This is a genomic window from Acinetobacter sp. WCHAc060006, from assembly GCF_004209135.1.
GTDB lineage: Bacteria > Pseudomonadota > Gammaproteobacteria > Pseudomonadales > Moraxellaceae > Acinetobacter > Acinetobacter cumulans.
Window position 1 is genome coordinate 133,769 of record NZ_SGSS01000002.1, and the last position, 17,592, is coordinate 151,360.

The 17,592-nt window shown below is 41.1% G+C and carries 14 protein-coding genes; 3 read left to right on the forward strand and 11 right to left on the reverse strand.

Annotated elements, in window-relative coordinates:
* The first annotated feature begins 38 nt into the window (after window positions 1–38).
* Window positions 39–407: an endonuclease domain-containing protein gene (locus EXE29_RS02235; protein WP_120363800.1), complete on the forward strand. Its 369-nt coding sequence runs from the start codon at window positions 39–41 to the stop codon at window positions 405–407.
* Between the two features lie 66 nt (window positions 408–473).
* Here the strand turns inward: EXE29_RS02235 and EXE29_RS02240 are convergent, their stop codons facing one another.
* Both EXE29_RS02240 and EXE29_RS02245 read right to left on the reverse strand, forming a co-directional pair.
* Window positions 474–1,586, reverse strand: a complete 1,113-nt coding sequence (locus tag EXE29_RS02240; protein WP_120363799.1) for a hypothetical protein — start codon at window positions 1,584–1,586, stop codon at window positions 474–476.
* Window positions 1,587–1,644: 58 nt separating this feature from the next.
* Window positions 1,645–4,539 (reverse strand): valine--tRNA ligase, encoded by a 2,895-nt coding sequence (locus EXE29_RS02245; protein WP_120363798.1) that lies wholly within the window; start codon window positions 4,537–4,539, stop codon window positions 1,645–1,647.
* Between the two features lie 178 nt (window positions 4,540–4,717).
* Between EXE29_RS02245 and EXE29_RS02250 the strand changes: the two genes are divergently transcribed.
* Both EXE29_RS02250 and EXE29_RS02255 read left to right on the forward strand, forming a co-directional pair.
* Window positions 4,718–5,383, forward strand: a complete 666-nt coding sequence (locus EXE29_RS02250; protein ID WP_106984481.1) for a hypothetical protein — start codon at window positions 4,718–4,720, stop codon at window positions 5,381–5,383.
* 41 nt (window positions 5,384–5,424) lie between these two features.
* Window positions 5,425–6,231: an SDR family oxidoreductase gene (locus EXE29_RS02255; protein ID WP_106984482.1), complete on the forward strand. Its 807-nt coding sequence runs from the start codon at window positions 5,425–5,427 to the stop codon at window positions 6,229–6,231.
* A gap of 91 nt (window positions 6,232–6,322) precedes the next feature.
* On the opposite strand, the gene EXE29_RS02260 is transcribed toward EXE29_RS02255, so the two are convergent.
* The 9 genes from EXE29_RS02260 to sdsA all read right to left on the reverse strand — a co-directional run bounded on the left by EXE29_RS02260 (window position 6,323) and on the right by sdsA (window position 17,416).
* Complete coding sequence (locus EXE29_RS02260) at window positions 6,323–6,748, reverse strand: type II secretion system pilot lipoprotein GspS-beta (protein ID WP_120363797.1); 426 nt, start codon at window positions 6,746–6,748, stop codon at window positions 6,323–6,325.
* Window positions 6,749–6,780: 32 nt separating this feature from the next.
* Window positions 6,781–7,215 carry a YbjQ family protein gene (locus EXE29_RS02265; RefSeq protein WP_106984484.1) on the reverse strand — a complete coding sequence of 145 codons (435 nt, stop codon included), beginning with the start codon at window positions 7,213–7,215 and terminating at the stop codon, window positions 6,781–6,783.
* Window positions 7,216–7,219: 4 nt separating this feature from the next.
* A complete protein-coding gene (locus EXE29_RS02270) occupies window positions 7,220–7,576 on the reverse strand; it encodes a YbjQ family protein (protein WP_106984485.1) in 357 nt (118 codons plus the stop codon).
* Window positions 7,577–7,683: 107 nt separating this feature from the next.
* Window positions 7,684–9,132 (reverse strand): multidrug efflux RND transporter AdeIJK outer membrane channel subunit AdeK, encoded by a 1,449-nt coding sequence (gene adeK, locus EXE29_RS02275; protein ID WP_106984486.1) that lies wholly within the window; start codon window positions 9,130–9,132, stop codon window positions 7,684–7,686.
* Window positions 9,132–12,311, reverse strand: coding sequence for an efflux RND transporter permease subunit (locus EXE29_RS02280; protein ID WP_106984487.1), 3,180 nt, complete (start codon window positions 12,309–12,311; stop codon window positions 9,132–9,134). Before EXE29_RS02280 ends, adeK begins: the two co-directional genes overlap by 1 nt.
* 12 nt (window positions 12,312–12,323) lie before the next feature.
* Complete coding sequence (locus tag EXE29_RS02285; protein ID WP_117006479.1) at window positions 12,324–13,571, reverse strand: efflux RND transporter periplasmic adaptor subunit; 1,248 nt, start codon at window positions 13,569–13,571, stop codon at window positions 12,324–12,326.
* 32 nt (window positions 13,572–13,603) lie between these two features.
* Window positions 13,604–14,209, reverse strand: a complete 606-nt coding sequence (locus tag EXE29_RS02290; protein WP_120363796.1) for a phosphatase PAP2 family protein — start codon at window positions 14,207–14,209, stop codon at window positions 13,604–13,606.
* A 153-nt stretch (window positions 14,210–14,362) separates the two neighbouring features.
* Window positions 14,363–16,414 carry a site-specific recombinase gene (locus EXE29_RS02295; RefSeq protein WP_120363795.1) on the reverse strand — a complete coding sequence of 684 codons (2,052 nt, stop codon included), beginning with the start codon at window positions 16,412–16,414 and terminating at the stop codon, window positions 14,363–14,365.
* Between the two features lie 24 nt (window positions 16,415–16,438).
* Window positions 16,439–17,416: an All-trans-nonaprenyl-diphosphate synthase gene (gene sdsA / locus EXE29_RS02300; RefSeq protein ID WP_106984491.1), complete on the reverse strand. Its 978-nt coding sequence runs from the start codon at window positions 17,414–17,416 to the stop codon at window positions 16,439–16,441.
* Window positions 17,417–17,592: the final 176 nt, after the last annotated feature.

Sequence of the window (17,592 nt, forward strand, 5' to 3'; positions counted from 1 at the left end):
TACTGGTTTAATAAAAATAAAGAATATAGAAAAATAAAATGTCTATAAATGTGCAATTACTAGAATTTTCTCGTCAATTAAGATCCGATTCCACCGATGCTGAAAACCTGATGTGGCAACTTCTACGCGCTAAGCGTTTTATGAACCTTAAATTCCGCCGTCAGCATGTGATCAAACTTTATATTGTGGATTTTTACTGTCATGAAATTGGTTTAGTGATTGAGTTGGATGGTAGTCAGCATGGAACGAATGATGCGATTGAATACGATGCTGAGCGAACTAAGTTTTTAGAGGCTTTGGGTTTAACTGTTGTACGATATTGGAATTATGATGTGTTGGGGAGGACGGATGTGGTGTTGGAGGATTTGTGGAATTTATGTCTTGAGCTGAAAGTAAATCAAGAATGAAAAATTCCCTCTCCCTCGGGGAGAGGGCTAGGGCTAGGGTGAGGGTGAGGGTGAGGGTGAGGGTAATTATTCAAGATTAAATGATGCATCTAAACCTATTAATGTATGGTCATTAATAAAAATTTGTAGCTCTCCAGATTGTTCACATTTGACAATGTTATATATATCTTCAACTGAGCTAATATAATCATCACATGGATTATAGTTTCGCCCAATATGAATTACTAATTGGTGCTCTGATAGATAAACATCTTCTTCAAGAAAGCAGTTATAAGCATCCTCAAAAATTCTATGAATTGCTAGTTTGATGCTTTCCTCATCCGATAAAGGAATCTGCGATGAAACTTGCATAATACCTTGTGTATAACTTTTACCTGAAATTTTACATAAAAAATTTTCTAGTTTTCTAAAAGCAAATGGTCTATTAAAATCTTCATTAATCATAATAGAAAAAATTAAATTTTTTATAAAAATTTTAAAAATGTTATCAAAAGGCTTTAGTAAAGAATGTCTTAAAAACTTATAATCCTCTAGCTTTTCTTGATCAATTAGATAGATATTCGCTTTATTTTTAAAATTTTTTAGCTCTTCATCAATGGATTGATCAATGATACCTTCATATTTACTCTTAAATAATGACAAACGGTTTTCAATATAACTATCAACTCTTTTCTTCTTGAATTTAGGTTCAAATTTCACTTCATTAAAGATCTTATATAAAAACAAAAAAATTATAATCCATAGTTCATTAGCAACGGTCTCTAAATCAGGGAAAAGTGGTGTTTTCGGTAAAATTAAATATTTATAAGCTAAATATGTGGCTAATATTGCGATGGTCGCATATCCAATTTGTGCATACCAATTTATTAACTTAGTACGGTTATGTACTAAATTCCAAACAGCTCGAAATGCAAAACTGTATACTACTAATAAGTAGATGTTAGTTACTAAACAGTCATATTTGAAGTAAAAAATTACTGAAGAAACAAGGATGGTAAAGACTACGGGGGTAAGTATCCTGAGAATAAAATTAAACCCTACGAGTTCATCACTATGAATATCAAATTTAATTTCTGCATACCCAAATCCTTTTGAATATTTACCTATAAAATTTACTGTAAAAAATAAGATTATTCCTAATGTAATTAAGAAAATATGATGCCCTATTATTGTTTGCATAAAAATCCCCTCAAAAATGAAGGGATTTTATCTTATTTGTTAAATATTTAAAAAGAAATCAAAGCGCCGCAATCTGCTCCATATTCGCTTTAATCTTCGCTAACTGATCAGCAAACTCAGCAAGTTTTACTTTCTCACCTTCAACCACAGCAGCGGGTGCTTTTGCCACAAAACCTTCATTACCAAGTTTAGTTGCAATTTGGTCATGCTGTTTTTGAACCTTGTCTAAGTCTTTTTGCAAACGACCCAATTCCGCTTTAGGGTCAATTAAGCCCTTCATCGGAACGAATACAGACACATGACCAACTACAGATGAAGAAGACAATGGCGGTTGTTCACCATCTGCAAGGAAAGTAATGCTTTCAACTTTAGCCAATGCTTTAAACAACGGTTCAATACGCGCGATTTGCGCTTTTTCAGCATCAGTCGTGTTTTGAAGTAGAACAGGCAACAAGCGAGCATTACCTAAGCCCATCTCACCACGGATGTTACGTACCGCACCAATCAAACCTTGCAGCCATTGCATATCTGCTTCAGCTTGGTCGTTAATGAGTGCTTGCTCAGCAACAGGGTACTGCGCAAGCATAATCGTTTCGCCAGAAATGTTCAGTTTCGGCGCAAGCGTTTGCCAAATTTCTTCTGTTAGGTAAGGCATCAACGGATGAGCCAAACGTAAAGACGCTTCCATCACAGCAAGTAGAACACGACGTACTTCAGCTTTACGCTCAACCGATACGTTTTCATCATTTAGAACAGGCTTAGTCAGCTCTACATACCAGTCACAGTATTCATTCCAAATGAACTCGTAAATCGCTTGCGCAGCCAAGTCTAAACGGTACGTTGCAAATGCAGTTTGCACCGCTTGTTCCGCTTTTTGTAAACGGCTCACGATCCACTGTTCAGGCAATTCCCAAAGGTCTTGACGTACTTCTTGACCGATCACTTGCTCTTCACAGTTCATCATCACGAAACGCGTAGCGTTCCAGATCTTGTTGGCAAAGTTACGGTAACCTTCAACACGTTTCATGTCGAACTTAATGTCACGGCCTGTGTTGGCAAGCGCACAGAATGTGAAACGAACAGCGTCTGTACCGTAAGATTGAATACCTTCAGGGAACTCTTTACGGGTTGATTTTTCAATCTTGGCTGCTTGTTTCGGGTTCATCAAACCAGTCGTACGTTTTTGTACTAAAGTTTCAAGATCAACACCGTCAATCAAGTCTAATGGGTCAAGCACGTTACCCTTAGATTTAGACATCTTCTGACCTTCGCCATCACGTACCAAACCGTGAACGTACACAGTTTTGAACGGAACTTGCGGTGTGCCATCTTCATTTTTCATGAAGTGCATGGTCATCATGATCATGCGGGCAACCCAGAAGAAGATGATGTCAAAACCAGTCACAAGCACATCAGTCGGGTGGAAAGTATTTAAGAAATAGTTTTCTTTATCTTTCGCCGCATCGCCAGTCCAACCTAAAGTTGAGAATGTCCAAAGACCAGAAGAGAACCATGTATCAAGCACGTCTTCGTCTTGTTTCAATTCAACTTCAGGTGCAATGCCGTTTTTCGCACGAACTTCAGCTTCATCACGACCTACAAATACGTTACCTTCAGCATCGTACCAAGCAGGGATACGGTGACCCCACCACAATTGACGCGAAATACACCAATCTTGGATGTTGTTCATCCACGCCATGTACATGTTGCTGTATTGCTCAGGAACGAATTTAATCTCGCCATCTTTCACTGCTTTAATTGCAGGCTCAGCAAGCGGCGCAATTTTTACGTACCATTGGTCAGTCAGTAGTGGTTCAACGATCACGCCTGAACGGTCACCGCGAGGTGGCTTCAATGTGTACGGTTGAATTTGGTCTAACCAGCCTTCAGCTTCTGCTTGAGCAACCAATTGTTTACGTGCAGCAAAACGTTCTAAACCAATGTAGTCCGCAGGTGCAGGAATGGTTTTAGAAATTTGCTCGCCCGCTTTCGCGATGTATTCAAACTCAGCAAGAACTTCCGCATTTTTGTTGAAGATGTTGATGATTGGAAGTTCACAGCGTTTGCCCACTTCATAGTCATTGAAGTCGTGCGCAGGGGTGATTTTCACACAGCCTGTACCAAATTCTTTGTCTACATATTCGTCTTTAACGATAGGAACAGCACGGCCTGTAATTGGCAAGATAATGTTTTTGCCAACAAGTGCTGCATAGCGTTCATCATCCAGTGCAACTGCAACGGCTGTATCGCCAAGCAATGTTTCAGGACGAGTCGTCGCAACAACGATGTGATCTTTACCGTCGTGGGTACGAAGTGACTTATCTTCAAAGAAATATTTGAAGTGCCATAATGAACCTGCTTCTTCTTTATCAGACTCTACTTCTAAGTCAGAAAGGGCAGTTTGTAGTTTAGGGTCCCAGTTTACAAGGCGTTTACCGCGGTAAATTAAGCCTTCTTCATGTAGCTTAACAAATACTTCTTTCACCGCATTTGATAAACCTTCGTCCATCGTGAAGCGTTCACGAGACCAGTCTACAGAAGAACCTAAGCGACGAATTTGACGGGTAATGTTACCGCCAGATTGTTCTTTCCATTCCCACACTTTTTCAATGAACTTTTCACGGCCAAGGTCATGACGGCTAATACCTTCAGCACCCAACTGACGTTCAACAACCATTTGCGTTGCAATACCCGCATGGTCCGTACCTGGTTGCCAAAGCGTATTTTTGCCAGACATACGGTTATAACGAGTCAGAGCATCCATGATGGCATTGTTAAAACCATGACCCATGTGCAAGCTACCAGTGACGTTTGGCGGTGGAATCATGATACAGAATGATTCACCTTTTTCAGACGGTTTGAAGTAACCGCGCTCTTCCCAAGTTTGGTACCATTTTTTTTCGATCTCGGTTGGATCGTAGGTCGTAGCAATATTTTGCGCTGAATCAGTCATAGTCTAAACAGATCAAAAGTGGATAAAAAATTAGACCTATTGTAGCAAAAAAAATGGAGATTTAGGGATGTTGCAAGAATGTAAACTTTCGCCAATTGGCAGTACCAATCCTTAGCATTATGATAGGCTTAAGAAAAGAACACGTAGACCGTTAAACACTATAACAAGGAGGCCTGCAATGAGTTATACAATTTTCCTTAAAATTCAGCCAGAAACACACCAACGTTTTATGGGCATACATCAAAAAATCAACGAAAATAATACCGATAGCATGGCAAAGCCCTTGGGGGATACTCTGGCGGATATAGCCTGCGATATTATCGATCAAGTCTTTGGAAGTATGGCAAAAATGTCCAGCTCAAGTGATCATGAGTCAGAAAAAATCATTAAGCAGGTGACTGAAATGACCCGCAAATATATGCCGTGGTCGGTGTCATTTTTTGGCAATGATCGTCTCAAACCCATGGTCAATTATCTGCATGAGCTGACTGTCGATCAAAATGGCAACACCTTTGTAACTTATCCAGTCGACAATGCCTTGATTACAGAATTACTGGGCTGTGTTGAACAGATTAAACTGGGTAATAACCAATATGTACCGACTGCACTGAAGGCATTTACCGAAGTGGTCGATCAAGGGGTTACACATTTGGTGCGTGAGCCTAAAAAAATGTTGAAATTCAATATAGTAGTGGATAAAACCTTAAATGGGGTGATTAATCTAACTACTCAGCTGGGCTATAAGCGCTTTGATAAATTGGGTTCAATTTATAATGCCCAAGCAATAAGCCCATATTTTGATCATTTTATTGGCTTTATTCAGCAAGAAGCAGTAAAAAGTTAAATATCGAGTTTGATTTGCAGTTCGCATAACAGGGGAAGAACATGGCGCAACTGAAAAGTTTGCAAGACAAAGTTGTTTGGATTACAGGTGCTTCATCTGGTTTAGGCAAGGCGCTGGCACAGGAATGTGCATTGCAAGGTGCACACGTTGTGCTAACTGCACGTCGTTTTGAGGAGTTGGAAAATGTACGTGTTGGCTTACTAAAACCTGAACAGCATTTATCTATAGCAGCGGATATTACTGATGAAAATCAAGTCCGCCATGCCTATGAACAGGTCTTACAGTGCAAAGGTCGTATCGATTGGCTGATTAATAATGCAGGCTTAAGCCAGCGCGCGCTCATTACAGAAACCACCATGCAGACTGAACGCGCCATTATGGAGCTGGATTACTTTTCACAAGTATTTTTGACCAAAACAGCATTACCATCTTTCTTGCAACAAAAATCAGGCCGCATTGTGTTTGTTTCTAGCGTGGCTGGTCTATTGGGTACGCAGTATCGCGCTTCATATTCGGCAGCTAAAGCAGCCATTCACTTATGGGCCAACAGTTTACGTGCAGAAGTTGCTGAGCAAGGGGTCGATGTATCTGTCATTTTCCCAGGCTTTGTCAAAACCAATGTCTCTATTAATGCTTTAAATGGAGAGGGCAAGGCGCAAGGCTATGATAATGAAGCCACGGCCAATGGTTTAGAAGCAGATGAGTTTGCAAAAATTACAGTAAATGCATTGCTCAAAGGGGAAGAATACATTGTGGTTGGTGGTCGTAAAGAAGTTTTGGGCACATGGGTATCACGCCTGTCGCCAAGTACGCTATATAAAATGATCCGTAAAATGAAAGTGAAGTGATTTTTTGATCTCACATTCATTAAATTAAATATAAAGTGAAATGACGCTTATTTAAATTTAAGCGTCATGAGATATGCCACTACATTGGGCATCAAATTCTGCACAACTTTTTATCAATTGGAATAGTTTGTAGAATTTGGTTGTTGGTATCCTTATAAATAAAATCGTAGTGAATGTTATGTTCAAATGTATGAGCAACTGATGCGCATAAATTTTCCTTGTGTCTTTGAGTTGAATAATTCATTAAAGGACTATTCTGAATCTGTGCAGCATTCAGTTCGTATGTGTAGGCAACACTTAATTCACGTCGATCAATAGCAATTAACGTACTATATTTATCTATTCTTAGTGGTAATTTACGACGTAAATGATTTAATTCTTCATCAAGTGCTATTGTGATCTGCTCTTGAACTTTATCTACATTGCTTCCAAAAAAATAAGGTGAAATCACATAGTGACTAAATATATACCCACCAATTCCACCTAAAATATAACCAATAACTTTTTTCTTATTCATGATTTAAGCCGAATATTTTTTCTAACGATTTATCATTTTTGAATGGCTGTTCCATAAGCAAATACTTCTACCATACCACCTTCCATGCCCATTTCAGTGGTGCTGAGGCGTAACCCTAATATTTCAGATGCGCCGATTTTTTCTGCTTCAAGCTTTAAGCGAACTACGGCTTCGCGGCGCGCACGTTCTACGACTGTTTCGTAGCTGCTCAGGTTGCCGCCAAAAAAATTCTGAATATTGGCAATCACATATTTAAAATAATCATGAGAAATGACCACATTGCTGCTGATCATTTGTCCCGGCTGTTCGCTGGTTTTAAAACGACTACTGTCTAAGCGGATATAGGCAAGACGTTTTTCCTGTACCTCAAGCTCAGCCAAGTGTTTACTTTCGGCACGACGGCCAAAACCCCAACCGATAGCAAATAAAATAACAAAAATGACAACTTTAAAAAGAAAAGCATCCATAGCCTTAGCCTTGTGTTGGGAATGGATCAGGCAGTTTTGGCTGATTGGCTTCTACGCGCACAGCAGTCCCATAAACAAACAATTCAGATGCACCTTGCGCAATATTTGAAGTCGAAAAGCGAATACCCACGATTGCATTGGCACCCAAAGCTTGCGCCTTTGCCACCATACGGTCCATGGCTTCTTGGCGTGATTCTTCTAATAGTTCGGTATAGGCTGTAAGTTCGCCACCAACAATATTTTTAAGTCCTGCTAATAGGTCACGTCCCACGTGTTTACTACGTACAGTGCTCCCATAAACCACATCAAGTTGTTGGGTAATGGTATGGCCAGGTACAGATTCAAGATTACTCAGTAGCATTTTTAGTGATCAATATCAAAAAAAGAATACAGTGAAGATAGAAAAGTTATAGCTAAAAAGCAATAAAAAAGCCCACCGAAGTGAGCTCTTTATTAAGTGTCGCGCAATTATTTGGTAGTTGCTGCTTTACGTTCTGCACTTGATGGCTGTTGTTGTACAGCATCGCTAGTGTTAGCCTTAATACCACCACCGAGTGTTTTGTATAACTCAACTTGGTTGTTTAAATTTGCTTGCTCAAGGAGCAACAAGCCTTGTTCAGAAGCATAAGACGTACGCTGTGCATCTAATACAGTTAAGTAGCTATCAATACCAGCACGGAAGCGGGCATTCGATAGTTTGTAAGTCGTATTGGTTGCATCAACTAAGCGTTTTTGTGCAGATAGACGGTCGCCAATGTTTTGACGTACAGCTAGTGCATCATTCACTTCACGGAATGCTGACTGTATTGATTTTTCATAATCAGACAAAGCAATTTGCTGGTCTGTTTCTGAAATTTTAATGTTGGCTTGACGTGTACCCCAATCGAAGATTGGTAAGTTTATGCTTGGACCTACACCCCAAACAAAGCTACCTGACTTAAATAAATCACCTAAGTCTGTAGACGCATAACCCGCAGAGCCTGTGAGGCTAATCGTTGGGAATAAACGTGCTTTGGCTGCGCCAATATTTGCACCTGCAGCTGATAATTTATATTCAGCAGCGCGAATGTCAGGACGGTTGTTCAGGAGTTCGCTTGGTAGACCAGAGCCAATAGTATTGTTTGACGTAATACGTGTTACACGTTGTTTCGCTAACAAACTCTCAGGCACTTGCTCACCCACCAAGAGGTTGAGTAAGTTTTGTGCTTGAGCAACTTGGGTCTTGTAGTTCGCAACATCATTACGTGCAGTTTCTACAGAAATTTGTGCCTGACGAACAGGAACTTCACTGTCAATACCTACATCAAAGCGTTTTTTGTTGAGGTTATAAGACTCAAGCTGTGCTTTTAAAGTTTGATCAGCAAGCTTTAGATTCGCATTGGCAAATGAGTAGTTTAACCATGCTTGTGCAACTTGGCCGATGAGTGCAATTTGAGTCGCATCACGTGCGCTGGCAGTGGCAAGATAACTGTCTAAAGCATTGTCTTTTAAGCTACGTACACGACCCCAAAAATCAAGCTCATAAGCAGTCACACCAAGGCCGACGTTATAACGTGTTTGGGCACCCGCACCTTGGTCTTGGCGTAGCACATCACCACTTGCACCAATGGTTGGAAGTTGGTTATTTGCCGTAATTTGATACTGTTGTTGTGCACGTTGAATGTTGAGTGCAGCAGTACGTAAATCACGGTTGTTTGCTAAAGCCAAATTAAGAACTTGAACCAAACGCTGGTCAGCGAAAAAGTCTTTGTAACCTTGCGCAGCCACAGACGTGCCAGAAGCACTTGCTGTATAGCTTTGTGGGATATTTGCCTGTGCGACCGGTTCTGGACCGCGCATGCTTTGGCAGGCAGCCAAAGCAAGCGCAAGTGAAGAAACCGCAATGCTACGACCTGTAATAGACCATATATTTTGCATCACGATGTGTGCTCCTGATTGTTTTGTTGTTTTGGTTTGTATTTAAAGATACTTCGAATCCATACGTAGAACACAGGAATGAAGAAGATACCTAACAGCGTCGAGCTGATTACACCACCCAAGACACCATAACCTACAGAATGCTGACTACCTGCACCCGCGCCAGAAGCTAAGGCAAGCGGTAATACACCAAAACCGAAAGCTAAAGTTGTCATAATGATTGGACGTAAACGCATTTTTGCTGCATGCATTGTTGCATCAAATAGCTCTTCGCCTTTTTCCTGAAGTTCTTTGGCAAATTCTACAATCAAAATCGCGTTTTTGGCAGCCAAACCAATGACTGCTACGATCGCGACTTGGAAGTAAATGTTATTTGACAGGTTCGGATCTTTAAACAACACCATACCTAAGAATGTTAATGCAACAGCACCCATTACACCCAAAGGTACGACCAATAATACAGAGAATGGAATAGACCAGCTTTCATACAACGCTGCTAAGCACAGGAATACGATAAGCAATGAAAGTGCGTATAAGAATGGAGCTTGTGCGCCAGACTCACGTTCTTCAAGAGATAACCCAGTCCATTCGTAATCGAAACCTTGTAAGCCCATAGAAGGCAATTTCGCAATGATTTCTTCCATAGCAGCCATCGCATCACCCGAGCTCACACCTGGTGCTGGCGTACCCTGAATGTTCATGGATGAAATACCATTATAACGCTCAAGACGTGGTGAACCATAAGTCCATTCGCCAGTAGCAAATGTTGAGAATGGAATCATTACACCTTGTTTATTACGTACATACCACTTATTCAAGTCTTCAGGCATCATGCGTGAGTCTGATTCACCTTGAACATATACCTTTTTCACACGGCCACGGTCAATGAAGTCATTGATATACGAACCGCCCCAAGCCATACCCATCGTGGTGTTGATTTCAGAAATACTGACACCCATTGCACCTGCTTGCGCTTGGTCAACAATGATTTTGTACTGAGGTGTATCTTCTTGGCCGTTTGGACGCACACCCATTAAGCGTTTGTCTTGAGCAGCCATGCCTAAGATTGCATTACGTGCATTTAGAAGCTGTTGATGACCAGCACCACCAGAATCTTTCAACTGTAAGTTAAAGCCTGCGCTCACACCCAATTCAGGCATTGCTGGTAGTTGTAATGGCATGATGTAAGACGCATCTTTAACAATCATGTTTAATGCCATACCACGGCCAATAATTGCACCTACTTGAGACTCAGGTGAAGTACGTTCAGACCAATCTTTTAACTTAATAAATGCCAAACCGGCATTTTGCCCCACACCTGTAAACGAGAAACCAGATACGCTGAATACAGATTCAACATAATCTTTTTCTTTATGCAGGAAGTAGTCTGTCATGGTGTTAATGGTTTTGTCAGTACGTTCTAAGGTTGCGTTAGGTGGTAACTGAACCAAAGTCATGACTACACCTTGGTCTTCATCTGGTAGGAATGAAGAAGGCAGTTTGGTAAACAAGAAGCCTAAAATAACGATTACAACACCGTATAACAAGCCAGAGAAGAGCTTGGCATGGGTCATGCGGTTAACGCCGTTTTGGTATTTACCTGCAACTTTATCGAAGCTTGTGTTAAACCAACGGAAGAATCGGGCAGGTAAGCTGTTACTCGGCGCTTTGTTTGGATCATGTTGTTTCAACAAGGTCGCACAAAGGGCCGGGGTAAAGGTAAGAGCCACAACTAATGACAAAATCATTGCCGTTACAAGCGTAATAGAGAATTGACGGTAAATAACACCTGTTGTACCACTCATAAATGCCATAGGTACGAATACCGCAGACAATACAGAGGTAATACCAATTAATGCACCCGAAATTTGCTTCATTGAAATTTCAGTCGCATGTACTGGGTCTAGGTGTTCTTCCACCATAATACGTTCAACGTTTTCGACCACAACAATCGCGTCATCCACTAAAAGACCAATGGCAAGTACCATCGCAAACATAGTGAGAGTGTTGATTGAGAAACCAAATACATTAATTACAGCAAAAGTACCAAGTACAACAACTGGTACAGCCATGGTTGGAATGATCGTTGCGCGCCAGTTCTGTAAGAACAAGAACATCACAAGGAATACCAAGATCACCGCTTCAATCAGTGTATGTACAACACTTTCAATTGAAAGTTGAATAAATGGTGTTGTATCAAAGGCCAATTGGTCTTTCATACCTGTTGGATAGTTCTTGCGCAGTTCAACCAAACGCGCTTCTACTGCTTTTGCAGTATCTAGGGCATTTGCGCCTGTAGCCAGTTTAATGGCTACACCACCAGCGGGCTTACCATTGAACTTAGAGTCGAATTGATAGCTATCGGCACCAAGTTCTACGCGCGCAACATCGCCTAAGCGAACTTGAGCACCATTAGATGTATTTTTTAAGAAGATATTTTTAAATTCATCAGCCGTTTGCAATAAGCTTTGTGCATTGACTGTCGCATTTAGCACTTGGCCTTGTACCGCAGGTGCACCACCTAACTGACCCACTGCAACTTGTGCGTTTTGGGTTTTGAGCGCACTTGCAATATCGCTAGGAGTGACTTGTAAGTTGGCCATTTTGGATGGATCCATCCAAATACGCATAGCGTATGACCCACCAAATACTTGTACTTCACCTACACCTGCCACACGGCTTAGAGGTTCAGAAATATTTGAGTTTACATAGTCTTTAATGTCATCTGCTGACAAGTTGCCATCTGGTGAGTAAAACGCTAAAACTTGTAAGAAGCTTGCGCCAGACTTGGTTACTTTTACACCTTGACGTTGTACGTCTTCAGGTAAAAGTGCAGTAGCAGATTGAAGTTTATTTTGTACTTGAACTTGGGCGATATCTGGATCAACGCCTTGTTCGAAGTTTAACGCAATCGATGCTTGACCATTACCTGCGCTGTTTGAAGAAATGTAGCGCAAGCCATCAAGGCCATTCATTTGCTGTTCGATAATCTGTGTAACTGTGTTTTCAACAGTGGCAGCAGATGCACCAGGATAAGTCGCAGAAATCGTGACCGTTGGTGGAGCAATGGTTGGGTACTGTGCAATCGGCATTTTTGTCAGCGTGATAATACCCGCCAACATAATGACTAATGCAATCACCCACGCAAAAATGGGGCGATGAATAAAGAATTGTGCCATTCAGTCTACCCCTTATGTATTTGAAGTAGCTTTTTGTTCAGGTTTAGCGGCAGCTTCAGAAGCTGGTTTGGCTTGACCTTGAGCACCTTGTGGAGCAGCAGCTTGAGGCTGGTAAGGTTTAGCAACCACTTGTTGCTCAGGTTTTACTTTTGCAATACCGTCTACAATCACTTTATCACCTGTGGTTAGACCTTCAGTGATAATCCAATCTTTGCCATGTACACCAGCTGTGGTTACAGGGCGAGACTCTACAGCACCTTTAGCATTCACAATCATGGCAATTGCTTGGCCAGTAGGTGTGCGTGTAATCGCAATTTGTGGTACCAAATATGCATTTGGAATTACGCCTTGAACGATTTTAGCATTGGCAAACATACCAGGAAGCAAGAGGTGATTTGGGTTAGGGAACACCGCGCGCAGTGTTACTGTACCAGTATCAGGATTCACGCTGGCATCAGAGAAAGCTAAACGACCTTCTTGTGAATACTCACTACCATCTTCTAGCGTTAACTTCACTTTAGTGTTGTTACTGCTGTCCAAAGAACCTTTGCTTAATTGCTGGCGTAGGCGAAGCAATTCTGCACTTGATTGGTTAATATCAACATAAATTGGATCTAAACGCTGAATTGTGACCAATGGGCTTTCTTGGTTCATTGTTACCAAAGCACCAGATGTCACTGTAGAGCGGTTAGTTTGACCAGAAATTGGCGCACGAACTGTAGAATAACCTAAATTGATTTCGGCATTTTTCAGTGTTGCACGGCTTGCATTTAATGTAGCTTCAGCAAGTTTAACCTGTGCAACGATATCGTCGTATTCTTGTTTTGAAATCGCATTGCTACCAACTAATTGGCGGTAACGACCTTCTTTAACACGTAATACGCCTAAATTCGCTTCTGCACTTGCAATCGAGGCACGTGCATTGTCTACATTAGCGCGATTGGTACTTGAGTCGATTTCATATAATGCTTGACCTTCGCGTACATAACTTCCTTCAGCAAAAAGACGTTTCAGAACGACACCGCTGGTTTGCGGACGCACTTCAGAAATTTCAAATGCTGTCGTACGGCCTGAAAGTTCAACAGACTGTTCAACGCTTTGCGGTTGCGCAACGATAATTCCAACTTCAGTTGGTGGCATTTGCTGAGCAGCGCCTGCTTGCTGTGCCTCCTTTGGATCTTTACTGCAACCAACAAGTGCAATACTTGTTGCTAATGCGCAAGCGGTTAGGGCAGGGGCCCAAAGCTTTGCAGACATCATTCTTTCACCTCAATTAGATTTATATCTAAAGTTTATTTTTTATTTGCGCTTTGGTATTTGCTTATCGCGAGATATAAAAGCGTGATCCAAATAAAACTTATGCTCCAGCCAGAAAGGACATCGGAAGGATAATGCGCACCTGCGTACACTCTGGATATACCCATAACAATCATCCATAAACTCATCGCTAAACAAATGAGTTTATGGTGTGTATGCTGCAGATATACGTACATTGCAAGACACCCCAGCGTTGCCGCATAGAGGCTATGTCCACTTGGAAATGAATCTCCATAGGTTTGCACTAAGAAATACATTTCAGGTGGACGTGGTCGAGAAATGAAGTATTTGAGTGCCCAAGTGAGAACAATACTTCCAATAATTCCTATACTGATAAAAACAATATTTATATATTTTTTATACCATGCCAAAGTTAAACACCATAGCGTGGTCATAAATAATACAAATGGCATGCCACCAATAATTGATAATCCAATAGCGATTGTGTTGAGACTGTGGCTACGATGAGCAAACATCCATTGCACTGCACCTAAATCAGAAGCTTTAAATGCAGGAATTTTCAGTAAAATTATACTGATTAACAACAACAAACCGCCGAGGAACAGCAATTGCTTTGGCATGCATGTATCCTTGTCATGTTAACCGAGTGAAACTGGGTTAAATAATGGGTTAAAGTGTACTCATCAGTACACTTTATTTCAAGTGTGTGTAAATTATGCTAATTTCTTTTTCGTACTTTTTTAACACTGTGTAAAATAAAATAACAAATCCTTTTAGTGGGAACTCTTTTGAGGGGCGTTATTTTCACGAATTTCTAAAGCTTGCTTAGGTGGCCAGAAAAAATCACTTGGACGTGTGAGGAAATGTGTTAGCACTAGTTTTGCGAGCGGTTTCCATTGCTCAAATCGTACCCGACGTGCACGAAGTGCCACAATAATGGTTAAAGTAAAACTCACAAATAAGTTGGTTAAACCAATCATGAGTACGCCCATAAAGGACACAATAATGAGTCCGATATCTGGGCTACCATTAATTTGCATTAAGCCTTGAATAAAATTGGCAGACGCAAAAGCAATGTGTCGAATATCTAAAGGTAGACCTAAAATATAGCCAATAGTGCCCATGCTGCCGAGCATAATCCCGAATAAGAAGTTACCTGCTAAAGCACCTAAATTCCGTTCAATATAGGCTGCAAAGGCGTTTAAGCGCTCTTGGCTCATTATTTTTTTCAGCTTAGGATGAGCTTTAATTCGAGGCCCAACCTTACGATAAATGGCCATATTGTCAAAATACCCTGCCAACAGGCCTGACAAAAACAAGCAAATACCCGCAATGGCTGCATGGGGAACGGCCAAAGAGGTAAAGGGGTTGAGGTCATGCAAAGTTTTGGTTGCTTTGGCATGTGTCATGAGGTGTTCATGTAACACCACATCCCAAAACATCACAATGAGCGCGGCCACGGGAATCGCAATTGAAATATTACCTAGAATTGCAATAAATTGAGTGCGGATAATATTAATAATCAGGGCGGCCAATTCTGCAATTTGCGTGGTCTTTGAGCCTTTACGATGTTGTACTGTGGCTGCAAGTGCTGCCGCTGTCATAGCTGGCTGTTTGGTAGCTACGGTAAAGTGCATCACATGTATGAGCATAAAGCCTAAAGAATAATTCATGCTATAGCTAAAGGCCTGCATTAACGGGGCCATCGATACGCGTGCCATCAGGGTTTTAAGTGTTGCCATAATGGCAATAATCACACCGGCACCTGCTGCCGATTTGTACATCGAAAAAAAGCCTTTTTTGTCTGTACTTACATAATGTTCACCAGTTTTACTGGCATTTTCTGTGACCTGTAAGGCCATCAATTCACTGTTGGTTGCCAGTAAAGAGCGTACGCTTTGCTCACTGTAGATTGCATCAGTGATATCTGCAAGGAGTGTGCCTAAGGCAAAGTAACGCTCGTTGTCTTCTTCAACAATGAGTTTTAAGAGAAGTTCTACGCGGTCGAGGCACTGTTCTAATAAAGACAACAAATAGGTGAGGCTGACGCTCACGCCAATTCGTTTAGTGGCACGGCGAATTTTAAGGACGACTTCACGACATTGATCCAACATGACGAGCGCTTGTGATGCGTCGGGTGGGACAACTGCATGCATGAGTTCTGTCGATTGGTGAAGTTGTTTATATTGATGAATAAATTCGTTTATTTCTCGGTTTTGAACCAAAAAAGGGGATTCGTATTCTGTTAAATCTGGCTGTGCATTAATAAACTCGGGGTATAGACCAATTCCACTCACACGATAGGACAGTACCGTTATAGCTTTAATTAATTCACGGCGAATTTGTTTTTTTTCGTCTTGGTTACTGTGGCCTTGATTGAGAAGCTTAAACAGCTTTTGCCATTCATGCGCATCAATTTGATCAAGCCAATATTTATCACTACGTTCGTGAAATACACGGCGGACTAAGTCTTGTAACTGGCTTTGATCATTAATCAGCGGTAAAAAATGTGCACCTAGACGTTGTGAGAGCTGATTCCAAAAGCCATCGAGCGATAAAATACCTGTATCAGCATACAGACCTGTTTGCTTATATTGGCTAATGAGCTTTAAAACAAAGCTTTGCAGTGTAGATGCTGCATCTGGTGTTAGTAGGAGTGCTTGTAAAAAAGCATTAAACTTCGTATGTATTTCTTCGTTATTTTTACTGTTTTCTGGACGGATACGATCAACTAGATCAATCAGTAATTGGTCATCTAACACAGCCCGAGGTTGCTCGAGCTGATGTTGCATAGATAAAAATAAATCGTTGAAATTTATATGCATAGGCAAAGTAAAAATGATAAAAGATTACTGAATTCGATGAAGTGCCAACTGTGCCAAATTCATCAGCGCTTGGCGGTAAATTGTATCGGGTAGAGCTTGCAGTGCATTTAATGCTGCTTGTGTTTCTTCCTCAGCACGTTTGCTGCAGTAATCGAGTGCGCCTGAGCTTTGTACGATAGCAATCACGCGCTCTAAATCTGCTGTTCCACCAGTGGCAATACTACGACGAATAATGTCGTGTTCTTCACCTTGTGTATTTTTCAATGCTGAGATTAAAGGTAAAGTTGGTTTACCTTCCATTAAATCATCACCAATATTTTTACCTAATGTTTCAGCATCTGAGGTGTAATCTAAAATATCATCAATAATTTGGAAGGCATTACCAAAGTGACCCGCAAATTTGCGTAGCGGTTCACGGTAGTCCTGTGTGCCTGTCAAAATAGCAGCACCTTCAGTTGCTAATTCAAACAAACGTGAAGTTTTGCCGTGAATAATATCTAAATAGGTCTGTTCATTTGTATCTGGTTGATGCTGTGCTTGTAATTGTAGGACTTCGCCTTCAGCAATTTCGCAAGTTCCAGTCGAAAAGTCTTTGAGCAAGACCATATTGTCCAAATCAACCAATAAGTCAAAAGCACGAGAAATAAGAAAATCGCCCACTAATACCGCAGTTTGATTGTTCCATGTTGCATTTGCTGTCGGACGACCACGTCTTAAACCAGATTCATCAACCACGTCATCATGAACAAGCGTTGCTGTGTGCAACATTTCAATAATTGCGGCTAATTTACGGTGTTTTTCTAAATCTTCTGCACCACACGCTTTGGCTGCCAGTAAACACATAATTGGACGCATGCGTTTACCGCCTGCTTCTACAACATGCTTACTTACGGCCATGACTAAAGCCACTTTTGAGGTAATTCCTTCATTAATAAATGTGTCCATCGCGGCAAAATCAGTTGCAACAGGAGCGAGTATATCTTGCTTAAAGTCGATGGTCATGTGAAGAAAAACCTCATTTGGTTTGAAACTACTCTAAATTTTAAAAGAGCAATTGTGGTGGTATTTACAGATAGAAGCGACCAGTTTTGTCGCAAGCATAAGGCTTTCATGCGACAAAAATCATCCTTCTAATCTCCCTATGCGAATGCACATGGCTGATTTCTGGCAATAATAGC

Coding starts and splice junctions, on each gene's coding strand:
- EXE29_RS02235 (WP_120363800.1), top strand. CDS start 39: ATGTCTATAAATGTGCAATTACTAGAATTTTCTCGTCAATTAAGATCC.
- EXE29_RS02240 (WP_120363799.1), bottom strand. CDS start 1,586: ATGCAAACAATAATAGGGCATCATATTTTCTTAATTACATTAGGAATA.
- EXE29_RS02245 (WP_120363798.1), bottom strand. CDS start 4,539: ATGACTGATTCAGCGCAAAATATTGCTACGACCTACGATCCAACCGAG.
- EXE29_RS02250 (WP_106984481.1), top strand. CDS start 4,718: ATGAGTTATACAATTTTCCTTAAAATTCAGCCAGAAACACACCAACGT.
- EXE29_RS02255 (WP_106984482.1), top strand. CDS start 5,425: ATGGCGCAACTGAAAAGTTTGCAAGACAAAGTTGTTTGGATTACAGGT.
- EXE29_RS02260 (WP_120363797.1), bottom strand. CDS start 6,748: ATGAATAAGAAAAAAGTTATTGGTTATATTTTAGGTGGAATTGGTGGG.
- EXE29_RS02265 (WP_106984484.1), bottom strand. CDS start 7,215: ATGGATGCTTTTCTTTTTAAAGTTGTCATTTTTGTTATTTTATTTGCT.
- EXE29_RS02270 (WP_106984485.1), bottom strand. CDS start 7,576: ATGCTACTGAGTAATCTTGAATCTGTACCTGGCCATACCATTACCCAA.
- adeK (WP_106984486.1), bottom strand. CDS start 9,132: ATGCAAAATATATGGTCTATTACAGGTCGTAGCATTGCGGTTTCTTCA.
- EXE29_RS02280 (WP_106984487.1), bottom strand. CDS start 12,311: ATGGCACAATTCTTTATTCATCGCCCCATTTTTGCGTGGGTGATTGCA.
- EXE29_RS02285 (WP_117006479.1), bottom strand. CDS start 13,571: ATGATGTCTGCAAAGCTTTGGGCCCCTGCCCTAACCGCTTGCGCATTA.
- EXE29_RS02290 (WP_120363796.1), bottom strand. CDS start 14,209: ATGCCAAAGCAATTGCTGTTCCTCGGCGGTTTGTTGTTGTTAATCAGT.
- EXE29_RS02295 (WP_120363795.1), bottom strand. CDS start 16,414: ATGCATATAAATTTCAACGATTTATTTTTATCTATGCAACATCAGCTC.
- sdsA (WP_106984491.1), bottom strand. CDS start 17,416: ATGACCATCGACTTTAAGCAAGATATACTCGCTCCTGTTGCAACTGAT.